16 protein-coding genes are annotated in these 18222 nt (G+C 41.7%); 9 read left to right on the top strand and 7 right to left on the bottom strand.

Annotated elements, in window-relative coordinates:
- The first annotated feature begins 280 nt into the window (after window positions 1-280).
- On the top strand, window positions 281-1762 hold the full coding sequence (locus ACKLNX_RS05370) for an SLC13 family permease (RefSeq protein WP_412971537.1): 1482 nt from the start codon (window positions 281-283) through the stop codon (window positions 1760-1762).
- A 31-nt stretch (window positions 1763-1793) separates the two neighbouring features.
- Here ACKLNX_RS05370 and truC read toward each other — a convergent pair whose 3' ends face one another.
- Window positions 1794-2507 (bottom strand): tRNA pseudouridine(65) synthase TruC, encoded by a 714-nt coding sequence (truC, locus tag ACKLNX_RS05365; RefSeq protein WP_412971536.1) that lies wholly within the window; start codon window positions 2505-2507, stop codon window positions 1794-1796.
- A 373-nt stretch (window positions 2508-2880) separates the two neighbouring features.
- Between truC and ACKLNX_RS05360 the strand changes: the two genes are divergently transcribed.
- Both ACKLNX_RS05360 and ACKLNX_RS05355 read left to right on the top strand, forming a co-directional pair.
- Window positions 2881-3927, top strand: a complete 1047-nt coding sequence (locus ACKLNX_RS05360) for a DUF3549 family protein (RefSeq protein ID WP_412971535.1) — start codon at window positions 2881-2883, stop codon at window positions 3925-3927.
- Window positions 3927-4232: a DUF3301 domain-containing protein gene (locus ACKLNX_RS05355; RefSeq protein WP_411692928.1), complete on the top strand. Its 306-nt coding sequence runs from the start codon at window positions 3927-3929 to the stop codon at window positions 4230-4232. Before ACKLNX_RS05360 ends, ACKLNX_RS05355 begins: the two co-directional genes overlap by 1 nt.
- A gap of 963 nt (window positions 4233-5195) precedes the next feature.
- On the opposite strand, the gene ACKLNX_RS05350 is transcribed toward ACKLNX_RS05355, so the two are convergent.
- Both ACKLNX_RS05350 and ACKLNX_RS05345 read right to left on the bottom strand, forming a co-directional pair.
- Window positions 5196-5840: a GNAT family N-acetyltransferase gene (locus ACKLNX_RS05350; protein ID WP_411692929.1), complete on the bottom strand. Its 645-nt coding sequence runs from the start codon at window positions 5838-5840 to the stop codon at window positions 5196-5198.
- 208 nt (window positions 5841-6048) lie between these two features.
- Window positions 6049-6426 carry a DUF3192 domain-containing protein gene (locus ACKLNX_RS05345; RefSeq protein ID WP_412971534.1) on the bottom strand — a complete coding sequence of 126 codons (378 nt, stop codon included), beginning with the start codon at window positions 6424-6426 and terminating at the stop codon, window positions 6049-6051.
- 242 nt (window positions 6427-6668) lie between these two features.
- Here ACKLNX_RS05345 and ACKLNX_RS05340 point away from each other — a divergent pair, with 242 nt between their 5' ends.
- Window positions 6669-6983: a hypothetical protein gene (locus ACKLNX_RS05340; protein ID WP_412971533.1), complete on the top strand. Its 315-nt coding sequence runs from the start codon at window positions 6669-6671 to the stop codon at window positions 6981-6983.
- Here ACKLNX_RS05340 and syd read toward each other — a convergent pair.
- Window positions 6940-7521, bottom strand: coding sequence for a SecY-interacting protein (gene syd, locus ACKLNX_RS05335; RefSeq protein WP_412971532.1), 582 nt, complete (start codon window positions 7519-7521; stop codon window positions 6940-6942). The two genes, ACKLNX_RS05340 and syd, sit on opposite strands and share 44 nt — an antisense overlap.
- A 252-nt stretch (window positions 7522-7773) precedes the next feature.
- On the opposite strand from syd, the gene queF reads away from it, so the two are divergent.
- The 5 genes from queF to ACKLNX_RS05310 all read left to right on the top strand — a co-directional run bounded on the left by queF (window position 7774) and on the right by ACKLNX_RS05310 (window position 13409).
- A complete protein-coding gene (queF, locus tag ACKLNX_RS05330) occupies window positions 7774-8598 on the top strand; it encodes an NADPH-dependent 7-cyano-7-deazaguanine reductase QueF (protein WP_412971531.1) in 825 nt (274 codons plus the stop codon).
- A gap of 10 nt (window positions 8599-8608) precedes the next feature.
- Window positions 8609-10120: a diguanylate cyclase domain-containing protein gene (locus tag ACKLNX_RS05325; protein WP_412971530.1), complete on the top strand. Its 1512-nt coding sequence runs from the start codon at window positions 8609-8611 to the stop codon at window positions 10118-10120.
- Window positions 10117-11478, top strand: a complete 1362-nt coding sequence (ppnN, locus tag ACKLNX_RS05320; RefSeq protein WP_412971529.1) for a nucleotide 5'-monophosphate nucleosidase PpnN — start codon at window positions 10117-10119, stop codon at window positions 11476-11478. The genes ACKLNX_RS05325 and ppnN overlap by 4 nt, the downstream gene beginning before the upstream one ends.
- 175 nt (window positions 11479-11653) lie before the next feature.
- Complete coding sequence (locus ACKLNX_RS05315) at window positions 11654-12667, top strand: isocitrate dehydrogenase (RefSeq protein ID WP_412971528.1); 1014 nt, start codon at window positions 11654-11656, stop codon at window positions 12665-12667.
- Between the two features lie 436 nt (window positions 12668-13103).
- Window positions 13104-13409, top strand: a complete 306-nt coding sequence (locus ACKLNX_RS05310; RefSeq protein ID WP_412971527.1) for a ComEA family DNA-binding protein — start codon at window positions 13104-13106, stop codon at window positions 13407-13409.
- Between the two features lie 119 nt (window positions 13410-13528).
- Here the strand turns inward: ACKLNX_RS05310 and galU are convergent, their stop codons facing one another.
- The 3 genes from galU to ACKLNX_RS05295 form a co-directional block, all read right to left on the bottom strand.
- Entirely contained in the window at window positions 13529-14416 is an 888-nt protein-coding gene (gene galU / locus ACKLNX_RS05305; RefSeq protein WP_412971526.1) for a UTP--glucose-1-phosphate uridylyltransferase GalU, read from the bottom strand.
- A gap of 69 nt (window positions 14417-14485) precedes the next feature.
- Window positions 14486-15826, bottom strand: coding sequence for a UDP-glucose dehydrogenase family protein (locus ACKLNX_RS05300; RefSeq protein ID WP_412971525.1), 1341 nt, complete (start codon window positions 15824-15826; stop codon window positions 14486-14488).
- Window positions 15827-15981: 155 nt separating this feature from the next.
- Window positions 15982-17943, bottom strand: coding sequence for a polysaccharide biosynthesis protein (locus ACKLNX_RS05295; RefSeq protein WP_412971524.1), 1962 nt, complete (start codon window positions 17941-17943; stop codon window positions 15982-15984).
- Between the last annotated feature and the right edge of the window lie 279 nt (window positions 17944-18222).

Genomic DNA, 18222 nt, shown 5'->3' with positions numbered 1-18222 from the left:
TTCATTTATCGGAGCGGAATTATACACGCTAATTTAGACAAATGTAGGTGACTTCATCAATCGGTTTAACTTCTCGCCTTTTAGAGGCCGTAGAACTTGTATTTCAAAAAGCAGTCTCCGCTGTTATTGCAGCTTTTGTTTGATTTTACTGAGTTTAATGTCAACATACGATGAATACATAATTCTTGATTACTGACTATTGATTCTTGAGTTTATACTCTAGCGCCAGTGTTCCACCGTATTCTGAATTAATTAAGTACAAAACTATATGAGACCGCAAATGGAAAATGACCTACCCGCAATGGAAAACAATCAGAAAGCGACATATCAATACATTGGTTTATTTGTAGGTCCCATAGTCTTCATACTTATGATGGTATTTAGTGGTTCACAAACGGCTATGCCAGATGCTGCATGGAGTGTTGCTGCTGTTGCTTTGTGGATGGCAGTTTGGTGGGCAACGGAAGCAATCCCAGTTCCTGCGACTGCTTTTATGCCTATTATCGCCTTCCCATTTTTAAGTATCTCTAGTATTTCAGACACGACTGAAGCCTATGCCAACCCGATTATTTACCTATTCTTAGGGGCATTCATTTTAGCGTTAGCAGTGGAACGTTGGCATCTGCACAAACGCATAGCCCTTGTGATTCTTGGCTACACCGGAACCGATGGAAAACGGCTTATTGCTGGCTTTATGGTCGTTGCCGCGCTACTTTCCATGTGGATGACAAATACATCTACCACTATGATGCTGTTGCCAATTGCGCTGTCAGTGGCAAAAGTGATTGCAGAAAATAACCACCATTTATCTGCACAAAGAACTCAATCATTTCAAACCGCCATGTTACTTGGCTTAGCTTATGCGGCGACAATTGGCGGTATGGCAACGCTAGTAGGAACGCCACCAAATGCTTTGCTAGCAGCTTTCTTAAATGAGCAATACGGGATCAAAATTACCTTTGCCAACTGGATGTTAGTTGGCGTGCCACTTGTGATTTGCTTATTGCCTTTGGCTTGGTATTCCTTGACTCACTGGAGTTTTAAAGTTGATATTCCAGCGAATGCTTCAGTGGATCAGCATTTAGCAAAACTGCGCAGTGATCTCGGGCCCATGACAAAAGCAGAGAAGCGAGTTGCGATTGTTTTTGCACTGGTGGTTTTATTCTGGATAACACGTCGTCCTATCTCAACGGCATTTGATATCAATTTTCTTAGTGATACTGGCATTGTGATGACAGCAGCACTGGCTTTGTTCATTTTGCCAAGTGCCAATAAAAAACAGGGGCAATTAATGGTTTGGGAAGATGTAAGCCATTTACCTTGGGGAGTATTAATATTATTTGGTGGTGGCTTGGCCTTAGCTAGTGCTGTTTCATCAAGTGGTTTGGCGAGTTGGTTAGGTGGTCATCTGTCGTATATGGATGCTTTTGGTATTTTTGCCTTGGTAATTGCCTCTACAGCCTTGGTTATCTTTCTTACCGAATTAACAAGTAACCTTGCTACTACCGCCACATTTTTACCTGTTGTTGCCGCTGTGGCATTGGAGTTAGGTATCTCGCCGCTGTTGCTTTGTATACCTATTACACTAGCTGCAAGTTGTGCATTTATGATGCCTGTTGCAACAGCTCCAAATGCTATCGTGTTCGCTTCAGGCTTAGTCAAAATACCTCAAATGGTGAAAGCCGGATTGTTAATTAATCTTTTTGGCTTAGTGATACTTAGCGTTATTGCTGTTTGGTTAGCGCCGGCTGTATTTAGCTAAGTGCTCTGATCATTGTTTTAAATGCGCCCTTTTAGGCTTTAGGAAAGCGGTCTACCAAGGCCTGAAAGTCGTCCTCAAACGCCGTTTCGCAAACGATTGGTTTTGCACTTGTGGGATGTACGAAACTCAACTTCGTTGCACAAAGCGCGAGTTTGCTGAAGTGCAGTACGTCCCTCGCAAATCGATTCTGTTTACCATCGCCGTGTGTTGTATCGCCTATAATGGGGTGGCGAATATGGGCCATGTGTCTGCGTAACTGATGCTTTCTACCTGTTTTGGGGAACAACTTCACCAAGGAAAAGCGAGCGCCAGGATAACGCCCAACTGGTATAGGCAAGGCCAACTCACCCAGCTTTAGCATTTGTGTTTGCGCGTCTTGAGCTTTTTTATTTTTATTCGCTTTTTTATCGGCGATCGGGTCTAGCTTTTCTTTCAAAGCATAGTCGATAAATGCAGACTCTGGCGCAAAGCCACGAACAACCGCATGATATTCTTTCTGAATGGTATGCTCTTCAAATTGTTGAGCGAGTACACGTGCAATATCTGACGAAAGTGCAAATAAAATGACTCCAGAAGTAGGTTTATCTAAACGATGCACCGGGTAAACGTATTGCCCAATCTGATCACGTAGTATCTTCATCAAAAATTCAGTTTCATGACGATCAATCATACTCTTGTGAACCAGCATATTAGCGGGCTTGTGAACAACAACGATGTCTTCGTCTTGATATAAAATATTAAGCAATTTTTGTTTACCGAATGTATGTGAATCTAATTTAATGTTGCCGCGCTATTGTTGCCGCGTTAATGTTGCCGCTCTATTTTTTCCGCGCTATTGTTGCCACTGGAAGTGTCGCCTCGTAGTTGCCGTTTCAAGGCGAAACATAAGCTACTTTTGCACTGCGTCATATTAAAATGATTCAGCTCAATGACTCAGCCCAGTGACACAGCCCGTGCAGTTTAACCAAGAGCACTTCTTAATACGAGTAATCAATGCATGAAAGTAACACTAAAAGCTGACATTGGCACAAGTGTAAGGTGCTTTTTTATCAGCCATTCGTTGGTAGATTCAGGCTAACTTGGTACAATGCGCGGCAAATCCACTAGCAATATTGCCAATGACAGCTCACACAATAGATACAATCAGCGAATTTATGTTGCACGCAGGCACCGATTATCGTGTTTATGATATGGGCCGCGGTATTGAGCTAATGGACGCTCAAACATTTTTGGACTTGGAAAATAACAAGTTACCAGTACCCTGCCCTCGTGCTGGTCAAGCTTGGTTCGCGGTTGTTTTCTGGAACAAAAATTTAAGCCAAGAACAATATATTTGGTTTGTGAAACTGCCTATCGATGAACGTTCGTTAGTGGTTCAAGCTGCACGTAATCAATTTTTGGAAGCAGTGGTGAAAGCCTTAGGCAGTCAGCTAGAAAAAAGCGCGGAAAAAGGCGGTCAACTGCCAGAGAACCCTTTTATCTTCACGCCTTCACAGCAACAGTTGGCGGATATCAATGCGATTATTCGTCGTGATCTTGCTTTGCCCGCTAGAGATGGCTTAAACAAAGCAATCGAGTTTGTTAAAAACCCTACTTCAGATGCATGGCAAGAGCTTGCTCTTCAGGATATTGCCGATTTAGCTGCTCACATTGAAACAGATGACATTGCAAAGGCATTGGAACAGAATTTGGCCGCCTTGCCTGTTCAAGTGTTAACAGCCTTGTGCAGTAGTTTTGAAAACAGCGCCTATGATGATGCGTTCACCGATAGTCTGATCAATTTATATAGTAGTGCTGAGTATGCCGAGATACAGCATATGATCCTAAGAGGACTCAAAGGCAGTCAGAATAAACAAAAGGTCAGCTCATTTATTAACAAACTTCTGAATGAGGGTGAACCCGACACGGAATGTTTAGTCATTATTGCCGGTCGTCATTTTCGACTACTGACAGATCAAACATTGTTAATGAACTACTTTTCGAAAGTCATAGCGCAAGATAGCTCTTATCAATTATTTAGGGGTATCTATGCCGATTTAGTGCAAGTACCTGAAACAAGAATTGGCTTGCTGACGCTAATGCGCAAGCAGGATTTACCGACGGATATAGCCAATGCTATCGCCAGTTTGTATCAAACCGTTTCACCACAAAAGAGCGCCAATTAATGACCCTAGGTTCGCTGGTAATATTACTGAGTATCTGTTGGATAGCTTTTCAATATTGGCGTTTACGTGGAATAGCCGAATTTAGTATTCGATACGCCAATCAATACTGCGAGCAAAACAACCTTCAGTTTTTATCATTGGCGCGTCGTTCAACAAGAATTTCAGCATACCGAGGCAAGCTTGACTGGAAAGTTGTGTATCAACTTGAGTTTAGCAGCAGCGGCTCAGACGCCTATATCGGCACAATGACAAGCTTTGGGAATAAAGTGATTGAGATGAACCTGCCAGCGTATAAAATTAATTAGATTGTAAGCTAAGCTCCGTACCTCGTTATTGCAGCCCATTCCTCGTCATTGCTGCCCCTATACTCGTCATTGCTCCCCCCTTACTCGTCATTGCTGCCCCAAGTCTCGTCATTGCTGCGAAGGCAGCAACCTCCAAAACCTGTCTCGCATCATTTTCCGCGTTGTCTTCATTCTAATCGCCAGCGCCTTGTTGTCGTACATTTCGGGTAAGCTTATTGTTGATTTTGGGAGATTGCTGCCTTCGCAGCAATGACGAGGGATGGGCAGCAATGACGAGGGTTAGAGGGCAACAATGACGAGGGTTAGAGGGCAACAATGACGTTGTGAGGCAGTAATGGTGTTGTGAGGCAGTAATGGCGTTGTGAGGCAGTAATGACGTTGTGAGGCCGTAATGACGTTGTGGGGCCGTAATGACGTTGTGAGGCCGTAATGACGGTAGGGAAACTTAATCTAGAAATAAAAAAGGCAAAAACATCATGTTTTTGCCTTTTTTATAAAATTTGAGCATCCCTCTCAGCGTTCCATTGCTTATACAACATCCATATAAAGTCCTTTACACCCCTTTCCGTTTTCTCCCACTCATCCTAAGCAGGCAACACTCCGTGTGTAGGTCCCTTTTCCTTGAATCCTTAATTGATGCAAGTCCTTCCTGCAAAAAATCTTCGTCCTGAAGTTGTCCTTAATCTTCCCTATCCTGTTAGTTTCATCCTGAAACCTTCCTTTACCTTTGACACTTTCTTCCTGAAGACGTCTCCGTAAGGTGGGATAATAATAGCAAGTGGAATTATTTTTACTACATACGAAAGTTTTTTATGCTGACAGTGATCTGTTATTTTTTGTACAACGTATAACTTGGGTTATTGATTTGATTGGATTTTTTAAATTCTCGATGAAATACGCTATCGTACAAAGCCTCTTTAGCTCACATGCTTGTACGATATCTCTTACAAATATAATCCTACTTTAGCTATCCAGCTTCTTTCTGAACATCACTTTACCGGTAATTTGCCCTACTTCTAACTCTTTCACTAGTTCAAAATGACCATCAACGAAGAATGACAAGCATTTATCTAAGGTAACAAAAACACCCACACCTTCGGTCTTATTGTCTTCTTGCAACAAGCCAACAATGCCACGCATAAGAATATGGCCAAGGCCGATATCTTGGTGATCAGGATGCACGCCTATAAATGACAACATATGGTAGTCCTTCGCAGGAATACACTCTCTTACCTTTTCTTCTTTAGATATCATTTGTTTCGTACCTAAGAAGCCCGCGGTTAACAGCATCTTTAAACGCCAATGCCAATATCGGCCAGCACCAAATGCGGCATCGGGGCTAATCAGACAAGCAACAGCTAATAAGCGGCCTTGCTCAAACAAACCAATCATGGGTTGTTTAGCATCCCAAAAGGCATTCAGCTCTTCCCTAATAGCAGAGCGCAGACGGCTCTCATAACCTTCGCGTTCAACGTCAAAAATGTCATTAAACAAAGGATCATCGAAATAGGCGTTATACAAAATAGATGCGGCAACTTTCAAGTCGTCGGCACCTAAATAAACGGCTCTGATGTCATCGATATTAGGTTGGTAAGTAGCTGTGCTCATAGTCTGTTCCTTGTTGCTTTATATATACAATAAAACATTCTCAAGAATACGCTAACATTTTTTTAACACAAAGCCATTGATCTGAAACATAAACAGCTAATTCAAGTGCTTAAAATGCAAAAAAGCCGTCTAATAGTCACAAGTTATGTGCTTCTTAGACAGCTTCTTAAATAGAAAAGTTTTGCTTAAACTTTAATTAAGCTGAGTCTTATAGATACTTCGCTAAAGACAATTCGCCCCAACCAACAAGTTTGTTGTTTACAAACACTAGCGGCGTGCATTCGTTTTTAGTTGTAATCCCATCATCATCAACTCGTTGAGTTCTATAGTATAAAACTTGTACTGAATCACCATCATTGCTAACCATTTCATTAAAATCCGCCGCGCCTAACTTATCAACAACTGATGCTTTTGAAACGCCAGTGCTGGCAGTTGCAATATATTGACGGTTCCTTTTTTCACTCTTTTCCCAACTAGCTCCGCTAGAAACTCTGTAGCCATCATCACTATCTTCGTCAATTGAGATAACGCAACCGCTAAGTAAAAATGTGCCCGCCAAAAGAGAAGTTAGAAGTAGTGCTTTCATGTGTTTTCCTTTTTTAATTTTAAATTTCAATTTTTAAGTATAATTTGCAAAGTGCCATCGACTAATGGAGTGCCGACTCGCCAATTTTAGTAAGTTACTAACAAGTTTCAGACCAACATTGAAATAACTAACATTATCAACATCTTAAATGAATCATTGTGAACTGTAACTGAATAAGCCCTTTCCATTCACCCAAAAGGTGGTCAGAATGGCTAATAAGTTAGTCAATTCTAGTAAAAACAATGAACTCAGATCTACAACAAGTTGTTAATACCTGCATTTCCCTCGATGAAGTAGGCAAGAAACCGAGCGTAGGAATGATAAAAGCGAAGTTGCTGTCGCCTCTTCCTATACCGACCATCATAAAAGGGCTGAGTTACTGGAAAGACAATAAGAACACCGTTACCAAACAGGACGTCACACAAACGAATACGGCGCCAAAGGCAAGTACCAAAGACTTAGCAACCAGAGTCAGCGTTTTAGAAAGTGAAGTTGCAAGCTTACGTGCTGAACTTAAAAGGTTAAGACTAAGTCTCGCGGGCGAAGGGTCTGAATAAAACTAGGCAAATCATCTGCCAAAACTTCTTTAGGCACCTTACCGACTTGTTCCAACATTACCTTACCACTGGCAACATCCATAACAATGATGAAGTCTTCTTGATCCGTGGTGGCAAAGAATAAGGTTTCTGCTTGCTTCAAACGCCGTTTCATTAACACGTGAGAAATCAGGTTCTTTTGCAAACGTTCAAAATCATCTTCATTCCAAGCTTGCAGTATATCCAATTCACCTCGGTCAGTAACCGCCGGCAAGTCGTGGCTGTAGTAACGACAGAATAAGGTTTCTAAATCTGGATGTATGTTGATCTCAAGTGCCTTTGCTAAATCGCCCAAGTGTGTGCTTGCTGCTTGCAAATGCGGCCGCCAAGTCGTTGAATCTCCATCCGCTAATAAAGCGAGTTCGTCATCAGTAGCCAGCAAACAAGGTGATGGCCAATCGGCATCAAAATCAGTCTGTAGCTCGCGTTTGTCATCGCCAGCAAGATCAATATAGGCGTTGATGAAGGAATCGAGGCTGTCAACGATCTGTGTAGACATGAGTTTGTGCACCTTTTTTATTAGAACGACGTAATTATTAGGGTTAATTAAATGCCTTACACACAAAAACTTTGTTTAATGAAAAACATCATGTGCCGACATCAAGCTAAACATGATAAATTAGGCACTTAACGAAGTATAGCTTTGTTGCTAAAACCGCCACTCAATATATTTAGCCGTTTTACTAACACAGAGCCACAAACTTCAAATGAATTTTAATTAAGATTTTTTCGATGCCCATAGGAGACATCATTGGAACATTTATCACTTGGCAAAAAAGTAGAATACGCCCAAGAATACGACAATAGCTTGTTGCAAGGTGTGCCTCGCTCAATGAGCCGCGACACAATTAAACTGCCTACAGACCTGCCCTTCCACGGAACTGATATTTGGAACGGTTACGAACTCTCATGGTTGAATGCCAAGGGTAAACCGCAAGTGGCTATTTTACGCTGTGAAGTGCCAATTACTTCACCTAACTTAATTGAGTCGAAGTCTTTTAAGCTGTATTTGAATAGCTTGAATCAAAGCAAGTTTGTCAGTATTGATGATGTTAGCCAGGTGCTTCAGAAAGACCTGAGCGAATGTGCAGGTGCCGAAGTAGTTGTGCATGTGATACCGTCGAGCGAATTCGATGAGATCCAATTTGGCGCTTTTTCTGGCACATGCATTGATGAACTAGATATTGAAATCACCGACTTTGATATTACACCTGAATTGTTGAAGCCAGATGCTGCCGATGTTTCAGCAACTGAGGTGTCTGAGACCTTAGTAAGCCATTTGCTAAAGTCGAATTGTTTAATTACTAATCAGCCAGATTGGGGTAGCATTCTCATTAAGTACTCGGGCAGCCCAATTTCGCATGAAGGTTTACTACGCTACCTAATCTCATTCAGACAACACAACGAGTTTCACGAACAATGTGTTGAACGTATTTTTTATGATATTTTACAACAATGTAAACCAGATAAGCTGACGGTTTATGCTCGATACACACGACGTGGCGGATTGGACATCAATCCATTTCGTTCTAATTTTGAAGCGCCCTATCAGGACGCACGATTAGCTAGGCAATAAGGGATACAATATGACCGAAGTTTCGCCGAAAAAACAATTAATGATAGCGCGCCAATATTTGGACAAGTTATCGATTTTTATTGTGAATATGGCAAACTTCTACCAAGGCGCTAACCCGACATTCGACCAAGAGCTTGCGATGTTAAAGAAGCAATTGTCGGGTAAGCCAAATTATGACGGCGCCACGGAAATAATTGGCAAACTCAATGCTGAACTGAAAAAAGATACCAAGTTCTTTAAACAACGCAATCTCGATTCCGTGTCGCATTTGCAAAACGCCTTAAAAAAACTCACTAATATTAAGAATGTCTCCGTTGATGTGCGAAAGGAAGTAAATGAATTTCTAAGTGCACTTTCACCCGATAAAAATGCCGTCGTTGCTCCACTAGCGCAGTTTGAAAAAGCACTGCTCTTGTATAATAAGGCCCTACAACACGGCGCTCAAAGCAACAAAAGCCAAACGCCAGAGCAACTAGCGCTGCACAATAGCATTACTCAAGAGTTAAAAGAGCTTATCGCCCCTTTCTATGTTGGCAATAAAGACGATAAGCACATCCAAGAAGTTTATGAAAAGCTTAACACTGGACTTGAACACAAGGAGTTGCTTGAGTGCTGTTTGATCATGATACGCTTCGTTATTCGCGATGTGATAAAAGAAGCGAGCGCCACGAGCCGCCTGATCAGCAATTTGCACAAATCGCTCATTCATATCAACGCCAACATCAAAACGACTATTGCCGATTCCGAAAAGCGTTTAGAAGAACGCGACCAATACAATACTCAAATAAAAGAGCAGATTACGGTAATGGAAACTGTCGTTTCAGACAGTCAGCAGTTGGATGAACTGAAAGAACAAGCCAAGCAACACCTTGAAAAAATGCAGGCTTCGCTGAAGGCCTCCGCAATTGCAGAGCAAAAAGAACAATCTGCCAGCATTGAAGTATTAAAGAAAATGCAGGAACGAGTTGTAGCGCTTGAGTCCGAGGCTTTAGCGTATAAAGAAAAGTTGTTTACTCAGCGCACAGCAGCATTAACGGACCAACTCACTAAATTGCCTAATAGAATGGCGTATGAAGAGAAAGTACAAGTTGAAGTGAAGCAATCTAAACAATCAGGCACACCGCTGTGTATTGGTATACTCGATATCGATCACTTCAAAAAAATTAATGACACCTATGGGCATTCAGTAGGTGATAAAACACTGCAAGTCATCGCAAAGCATATTAGACAATACTTACCCAAAGAAGACTTTGTCGCTCGTTGGGGCGGCGAAGAATTTATATTGTTATTGCCTAAAACCACCATTGAAGAAGCATTTGAAAAAGTGGAAGTGATACGCAAGAAAATTTCGGGCTTACCTTTTAAATTCAAAGGTCAGCGTGTTACCGTCACACTATCGAGTGGCTTAAGTAGTATTAGCCAAAGCACGAACTTAGAAGCAGCCTTCGAGCAAGCAGATACTCGTCTATACAAAGCAAAAGACTCAGGGCGAAACCAAACGATATTTAAGGATAATGAATGACAATAGTGCAATTGAACCCGGTTGGCTGGATGAGCCAACTATCACAATTGGAAGTGAGCCTGTTACAACAATCGACGCAAAGTGAGCTATATGGAATATTCAGAAATTGCTGTTTGGCAGTGCTAAACAGTGGTGTAGAAGAAGATAATTACCATAATCTTTTTGCACCCTACGGTGATTTCGATGTCAGGCTGGTTCGTCGCGAACGCGGCGTGAAAATTGAATTGATTAATCCACCTGAAGTGGCATTTGTGGATGGTGAATTAATTAAAGGTGTGCACGAACATCTATTCGCTGTACTTCGCGACATGTTGTATATGGGCACAAAGCACAGCGCTAATTTTGGTAGTTTGATTGACTCGCCTAGCAGTTTAACCACTCATATTGTTTTTGATATGTTACGTCATGCAGACGCTATTTCACGTGATAACCCTGTGAATATGGTTGTTTGTTGGGGTGGCCACTCTATTAAAGAGGAAGAGTACAAATATACAAAATTAGTAGGTTATGAACTTGGCTTGCGTGGTTTCAATATCTGCACAGGTTGTGGGCCCGGCGCCATGAAAGGACCAATGAAAGGTGCAACCATCGGCCATGCCAAGCAACGTAATAAAAACGGGCGCTACTTAGGCATTTCAGAGCCAAGTATCATTGCCGCTGAGCCGCCAAATGCGATTGTGAATGAACTGATTATTATGCCCGATATAGAAAAACGCTTAGAAGCTTTCGTGCGTATTTCTCATGGCATCGTTATTTTCCCTGGTGGCGCTGGTACCGCAGAAGAACTGTTGTATTTGCTAGGCTTACTAATGGACGATAGTAATAAGAACCAAAAAATTCCTCTCATACTCACCGGTCCAGAAAACAGTAAGGCTTACTTTGAAGCAATCGACCAATTTGTGGGTGATATATTAGGCCCAGAAGCGCAATCAAAATATACGATTATTGTTGGAAATGCAGCCGAGGTGGCCAGCTTAATGGCGCAGCAAAAAGTGAGCGTAGAAGAACATCGACGTAATACAGGTGATTCACTCAACTTCAATTGGACCTTAAACGTATCTGAGGATTTTCAAACGCCATTTTTGCCGACACATGAGAATATGAGTGGACTGAATCTGAAACTTGATCAAGGCAAGGCTTCGCTTGCCGCAACATTGCGTAAATGCTTTTCCGGCATCGTAGCAGGAAATGTGAAAGCTGAAGGAATTGCCGAAATCGAAAAGCATGGCGTTTTTGAGCTCACGGGTGATGTTGCGCTTATGCAGAAAATGGATACTTTGTTGCAATCCTTTGTTGAGCAAGGTCGGATGAAACTGCCCGGCAGTAAATATGAACCATGTTACAAAATTAAGCTATGATCAAGTAAGTACACCGAAAATCGGTATAAGCCTTGTGAATGTTGGCAATAGACGCTATCACTAGCGTCTTGCTTGTTGTAAAATGCGCGCGAAATTATTTCGTTAGCTTGATGCCTCATTTTCATCTCATCTCAGCTTAACTAAACTCTAACGACAGAACACTGGAGTGCACTTCATGGATACAACTAAACAAAGCATCACTGTAATACGCGGTGACGGCATCGGCCCAGATATCATCGATGCAGCAATAAGAATTCTCGACAAAGTCGGCTGTAACTTCAATTACGAATACGCTGATGCAGGATTAATGGCCTTAGAAAATCACGGTGAGTTATTACCACAAGAAACACTCGACCTAATTGCCAAAAATAAAGTGGCTCTGAAAGGCCCATTAACAACGCCCGTTGGAGAAGGCTTTACTTCTATCAACGTGAGTTTACGTAAGCAATTTAAACTTTACGCTAACCTTCGCCCAGTATTGTCTTTCAAAGGTACCAAAGCGCGTTACGAAGACATCGATATCATTACCGTGCGTGAAAACACACAAGGGATGTATTCAGGTTTAGGCCAGACAGTATCTGAAGACGGTAACGAAGCAGAAGCAATGAGTAAAATCACTCGCGAAGGCGCAGAGAAGATTGTTGTTTTTGCTTACGAGCTAGCCCGCAGAGAAGGCCGCAAAAAGGTAACAGCTGTGCATAAAGCCAACATTCTTAAGTCAACCTCAGGATTATTCTTGAAAGTGGCAAGAGAAGTTGCAGAGCGTTATCCTGACATTGAGTCGGAAGAAATGATTGTCGATAACTGCTGCATGCAATTGGTGATGAACCCACATCAGTTTGACGTGATCGTTACCACCAACCTATTCGGTGATATTTTGTCTGACCTTTGCGCTGGCTTAGTTGGCGGTTTGGGTATGGCTCCAGGTGCGAACATTGGTGAAGACTGCGCTATCTTCGAAGCCGTTCACGGTTCAGCGCCGGATATCGCAGGTATGAATTTAGCGAACCCAACGTCTGTTATTTTAGCGTCTATTCAAATGCTAGAGTATTTGGATATGGCGGATAAAGCTGAGCGTATTCGTGCAGCACTGAAAGATGTGATTGAGTCGGGCGACCGCACTACTCGCGATCTTGGTGGTGAGCATGGTACGAATGAGTTTACTGAGGCTGTGTTAGAGCGTTTGTAAGCGGCTTTGATTGCTTTTTAGAGCAGTTAGGCAGGTTGTAATAAAGATACTCGTCAGCGTTGTTTTGTTGCGATTAGTTCAGAATTGATATTGTGCTGATATTGAGTATTGTTTAAGGGAGAGCTTTGGCTCTCCTTTTTTATGCGTGTGGATTTTTCTTTGCTGATTCTGTTTTTTAAGCCGACTAATTTATTCTTTATAAATTCGAGCTTTATCAGTTCATGCTTTATCAATGTAGATAGGTTTGGCAAAACCCCATAGAATTTTATCCTGTTACTAAGCGATACAAACTATCCCTCAAGTCAGTTATCAAACAAGCTTACTTTATCTAAGCTAGAGAAGTGCGCTAAAACATTAAGCCTTTTTAAGGTAAATAATGTCTAGCGTATTCAAAAAACAAATGTGAACAAACATTCAAAAATTAAAAGGAATTAACATGAAAAAATTACAATATTTAGTACTTAGTGCTGCTCTACTTTCGGCTAGTGCTTTTGTGCCAGCGCAAGCTGCAGATGCGGCTCCTGCCGCTGCAGTAAGCCAGTCGGTAGATGATAGATTGGATATTAATACTGCGGATGCGGAAACTTTAACGCGCTTACCCGGAATTGGCATGAAAAAGGCAGAGCAAATTGTGAAGTATCGTGAATTGAACGGCGGGTTTAAAAGCGTTGATGAGCTGGTTAATGTGAAGGGGATTGGGGTGAAGATGGTGGCTAAGATTAGTGATTTGGTTAGGATTTAGCTTGTTTTAGTTGGGCTGAATGAAAACAACCGAGGTGGGGCTCGGTTGTTTTTTCTTATTCTAGGAACTGCCTCGACTTAACAATTTTTGAGTTAAATGCCAGACCAATTGATGTCGCATCACAGTGTTTTTAAATACTCAGTGAATTCTTCACCTAACTCAGGATGACGCATTGCATATTCGACGTTAGCTTTCATGTAACCTAACTTGCTTCCACAATCATGGCTTTTGCCTTTCATGTAGTATGCGTCAACTTGCTCATGCTCCATCAGTGCATCGATAGCATCGGTTAATTGTATTTCACCACCTGCACCCGGAGGAGTTTTACGCAGTAAATCCCATGTTTTTTCCGATAATACATAACGGCCCACAACAGCAAGGTCTGAAGGAGCATCTTCCAAGTCAGGCTTTTCAACCATCTTATGCATCTTGCATGATTCGCCCGGAGCTAACTGCTTACCTTCTAAATCAACAATACCAAACTTTGACACATCTTCTTGCGCCACTTGTTCAACCATGACTTGGCTAACTCGGCTAGTATTAAACTTCGCTACCATGTCGGCTAAATTATCTTTTTTAAGATTACTTGCGACGTCATCGATAATAACGTCGGGTAAAACGACTGCGAATGGTGCGTCACCTATCAACGGATATGCACACATTATGGCGTGTCCTAGCCCACTAGCGACGCCTTGGCGAACATGCATAATGGTCACGTCTTTAGGGCAAATAGCCTTAACCGCATCAAGTAGCTGGCGTTTTACACGCTTTTCTAAGGTTGCTTCAAGCTCGAACGACGTATCGAAGTGGTTTTCAATACTGTTTTTACTGGCGTGAGTTACAAGCACGATTTGTTTAATGCCTGCTTGAACGCATTCATTTACGACATATTGAATTAAAGGCTTATCAACAACAGGAAGCATTTCCTTTGGGATTGCCTTCGTCGCAGGTAACATTCTTGTGCCCAAACCTGCTACAGGTATCACTGCCTTTTTGACTTGACTCATCTTTTACACATTCCTTATATTTTTCAACCCACGATAGCATTTCGCCAAAGTGTTTAATTACATCGCTAACTAAAGTCCTTTGACAGACATACCTCTGCCAATAGCGTAGTAATGCAATCCGTATTCCGAAATTAGACTTGGCTCAAATAAATTACGACCATCAAAAATTACGGCATCTGAAACCTGCTCTTTAATTAGATTAAAGTCAGGCGCTCTGAACGCTTGCCATTCTGTGCAAATGACCAAACAGCTTGCCCCTGAAAGAGTCGCTTCTTTTGTGCCCATCAATTTCAAATCTGAGCGTGAACCATAAATACGTTGAGTTTCTTCCATCGCTTCCGGGTCGTAGGCTTGCACAGCTGCGCCCTGCTCCCAAAGCTTTTCCATTAACACTCTCGATGAAGCCTCTCGCATATCATCTGTGTTCGGCTTAAACGACAAGCCCCATAAAGCAATGGTTTTACCTTTAAGATCACCTTTGTAATGATCCATAATGTAATCAAATAGTTTTTCTTTTTGACGGTAGTTAACAGCTTCAACCGCTTCTAGGATTTTGGCCGTATAACCAACGCCTGTTGCACTGCGAACGAGCGCTTGCACATCTTTGGGGAAACAAGAACCGCCATAGCCACAACCAGGATAGATAAACTGATAACCGATGCGGGGATCGCTACCGATTCCTTTACGGACGTTTTCAATATCAGCTCCCATTAACTCAGCTAAGTTAGCCATTTCGTTCATGAAGCTGATTTTAGTGGCTAGCATGCAGTTAGCAGCGTACTTAGTTAACTCAGCGCTGCGTACATCCATGACGATAATTTTGTCATGATTACGGTTGAATGGGCTGTATAGCTCGCGAAGTTTCTTTTCTGCGTGTTTACTTTCCGTGCCGAGGATAATGCGATCTGGGCGCATGCAGTCGTTTACTGCGGCGCCTTCTTTTAGGAATTCTGGGTTTGACACGACGTCGAAAGTGACTTCTTTGTTTAATTTGCTCAGTGTGGAGGATACGGTTTCAATAACTTTGTCAGCAGTGCCTACGGGTACTGTCGATTTATTAATAATAATTTTGTGCGTTTGCATGTGAGTTGCAATGGTTGCGGCAACTGCTTGTACGTATTTAAGATCAGCTGAGCCATCTTCATCAGGTGGCGTACCGACAGCTATGAATATTATTTCACCATGCTTTACACCGCGTTCTGCGTTCGTTGTGAATGTAACTCGCCCTTGTTCAAAATTAGATGTTACTAAGGGAGTTAAACCAGGCTCATAGATCGGGATAATTCCTTTTTCTAAGTTATCAACTTTGTTTTGATCTACGTCGACACAAACTACTTCGTGGCCTACTTCTGCTAGAACTGCTGCTTGCACAAGGCCTACGTAGCCGATGCCGAAAACTGTTACTTTCATTAAAAATCCTGTTTAATTTCGTACTGTGAAAAAACCAATGGTATCGCTAGTATATTTACAGTTAATAATTGTGCAACGTTAAAAATAACAACTACGTATTGAATAAGAAATATTATCCAATGACTTCTTTCTTATTCAATACATTTAAGGAACGACTATGCTCTTGGCATACTAATTATTTCAGCAGTTGAAGATTTTTTTTCTACACTTTCAGGTTGTCTTGCCGCCCATACTAAATCGCAAATACCGTCTGTAGGATTGAAGCCTGTCGGTGCATTTAGTAGGATTTCTCTAATACTCTCATGGTCAAAGTCGTGACATTTCTTGTCGAGGTTGTCGAGTAAAGGTTCTAAGTCTTCCCAACTCAACATAGCCTCGCTGGCCGTCATGATACGTTCGTGAAAAGTTTCTTGAACGTTATCGCCAATAAGTAACTCTTCGAATAACTTTTCTCCCGGACGCAGACCTGTACATTCAATTGCGATATCACCGTTAGGATTGTTTTCGTCTTTAATTTCAAGGCCAGAGAGGCGGATTAGTTTCTCCGCCAGATCTTTAATTTTTACCGAGTCACCCATATCCAGCACGAATACGTCCCCACCTTTGCCCATAGCACCTGCTTGTATAACAAGTTGTGCAGCCTCCGGTATAGTCATGAAATAACGCGTTATATCTGGATGAGTTAGCGTTATTGGGCCGCCTTCTTGTATTTGACGTCTAAACAAGGGGATTACTGAGCCAGACGAGCCGAGCACATTACCAAATCTGACCATGCAAAATCGAGTAGTCGTATTAAATGAAGCCTGAGAAAGAGCCTGAAGAACGAGTTCAGCCATTCGCTTTGATGCGCCCATGACATTGGTTGGACGTACAGCCTTATCAGTAGACACCAAAACAAAAGTTTCTACACCTGCATTAATAGCGGCCTTAGCCGTATAGTATGTACCGAAAACATTATTTCGAATGCCTTCAACAACGTTATGTTCAACTAAGGGAACATGTTTGTACGCTGCGGCATGGTAAATGGTGTTAATGTTGAACGCCTTCATGACGTTTTCTACGCGATTAACTCTTTGCACTGATCCCATTAAAGGGTATAGCTTTATGTTCAAACCGTTTTTATGAATATATTCACTCAGCTCTTTTTCAATTTGGTATAGAGCAAACTCTGACAATTCAAACAAAACCAATTTACTAGGTTTAAATTTTATAATTTGACGGCAAAGTTCAGAACCAATCGATCCTCCAGCGCCGCTAACCATGACACTTTTACCGGTAATGTTTTGAGCCATTAGTTGCGGTAATGGAGTAACAGGTTCTCTTCCTAATAAGTCTTCAATTTCAACATCAATTAGTTCCGAAGCGTTAAAGTGCCCCTCGATCACATCTTTAATACCGGGAATAGTTTGCACACGGACTTGATATTTTTCTAAGGAATTAATTATCCGATTTCTTGCTGAGCGACTTGCACTTGGTAATGCAAGTAGCACTTTCGTGGCTTTCCCAGCATCAACTAAACTCTTCAACTCAACTAATGAAATAACGGGAATACCTTGAATTACTGAGCCACACTTAGTGATGTCGTCGTCAATAAATGCGGAGACATAATATTCTTCTCCAATCGCAATGCCTGTTGCTAGTTGACGTCCTGCCGAACCGGCTCCGTATATGACGACCGGTTGCTTGTTTGTACCGTTAAATTGGGTAACTAATGCCCTCACTAAAAGTCGAGCGCCTCCGACCGTCAGCAATATTAATGCGCAATATATGAGAGGCATTGTTCTTGGTACTGCCGTTGTAGAGAAGAAAGCAATAAGAACCAACGCAGCAGTTGATAGCATTGTGCCGGCAACAACTGCCCAAACTGCTTGAGAACTCATATATCTCAAGACAGCTCTGTAAAGGCCCAGTTTGATAAAAATCAATATACTGATTGGTAAAAGACCGGAAAGGATTAGCCAATGGTTTGCATTCGTAAAAACAGCTAAATTATCAAGGCGGATAACCAACGCGGCCCAGAAAGAAATTGCGATAAAAAACGAGTCGATGACTAGCGTTATAATTCTTTTAGTTTTTCGTTTTGAATTTAATACTTTGTTGAGTGTTGATATAATCATAAATTCCTAGAATTCAGTGACGAGTGTTTTTTAACTAAATACTTTGCTTGTCAAATTATATGCTTAATTGATTTAAATACAATGAATCAACACCCAACGTTTCTCTCTATTAAAACCAACACTACCAACTATCTTCCAAATTATATCCCCAATGTGTTGAATTACAATAAATAAACGGTAAAGTTTATCTATTCTTGCGAATCTTACGAAAATTAAAGCGATTTACATTGAGCATTCGAAGAGTCAGGTGCTGTTTCTTAATACAATTTTGCAGTATTT

The sequence above is a fragment of the Glaciecola sp. MF2-115 genome (assembly GCF_047250385.1).
Classification (GTDB): Bacteria; Pseudomonadota; Gammaproteobacteria; order Enterobacterales; family Alteromonadaceae; genus Glaciecola.
Note: the sequence above shows the minus strand (reverse complement) of the source record. Positions and strands in the feature narration are given on the sequence as shown.

Bases quoted from the DNA above. Each gene is read 5' to 3' on its own strand.
- ACKLNX_RS05370 (WP_412971537.1), top strand. From the start codon at position 281: ATGGAAAATGACCTACCCGCAATGGAAAACAATCAGAAAGCGACATAT.
- ACKLNX_RS05360 (WP_412971535.1), top strand. From the start codon at position 2,881: ATGACAGCTCACACAATAGATACAATCAGCGAATTTATGTTGCACGCA.
- ACKLNX_RS05355 (WP_411692928.1), top strand. From the start codon at position 3,927: ATGACCCTAGGTTCGCTGGTAATATTACTGAGTATCTGTTGGATAGCT.
- ACKLNX_RS05350 (WP_411692929.1), bottom strand. From the start codon at position 5,840: ATGAGCACAGCTACTTACCAACCTAATATCGATGACATCAGAGCCGTT.
- ACKLNX_RS05345 (WP_412971534.1), bottom strand. From the start codon at position 6,426: ATGAAAGCACTACTTCTAACTTCTCTTTTGGCGGGCACATTTTTACTT.
- ACKLNX_RS05340 (WP_412971533.1), top strand. From the start codon at position 6,669: ATGAACTCAGATCTACAACAAGTTGTTAATACCTGCATTTCCCTCGAT.
- syd (WP_412971532.1), bottom strand. From the start codon at position 7,521: ATGTCTACACAGATCGTTGACAGCCTCGATTCCTTCATCAACGCCTAT.
- ACKLNX_RS05325 (WP_412971530.1), top strand. From the start codon at position 8,609: ATGACCGAAGTTTCGCCGAAAAAACAATTAATGATAGCGCGCCAATAT.
- ppnN (WP_412971529.1), top strand. From the start codon at position 10,117: ATGACAATAGTGCAATTGAACCCGGTTGGCTGGATGAGCCAACTATCA.
- ACKLNX_RS05315 (WP_412971528.1), top strand. From the start codon at position 11,654: ATGGATACAACTAAACAAAGCATCACTGTAATACGCGGTGACGGCATC.
- ACKLNX_RS05310 (WP_412971527.1), top strand. From the start codon at position 13,104: ATGAAAAAATTACAATATTTAGTACTTAGTGCTGCTCTACTTTCGGCT.
- galU (WP_412971526.1), bottom strand. From the start codon at position 14,416: ATGAGTCAAGTCAAAAAGGCAGTGATACCTGTAGCAGGTTTGGGCACA.
- ACKLNX_RS05300 (WP_412971525.1), bottom strand. From the start codon at position 15,826: ATGAAAGTAACAGTTTTCGGCATCGGCTACGTAGGCCTTGTGCAAGCA.
- ACKLNX_RS05295 (WP_412971524.1), bottom strand. From the start codon at position 17,943: ATGATTATATCAACACTCAACAAAGTATTAAATTCAAAACGAAAAACT.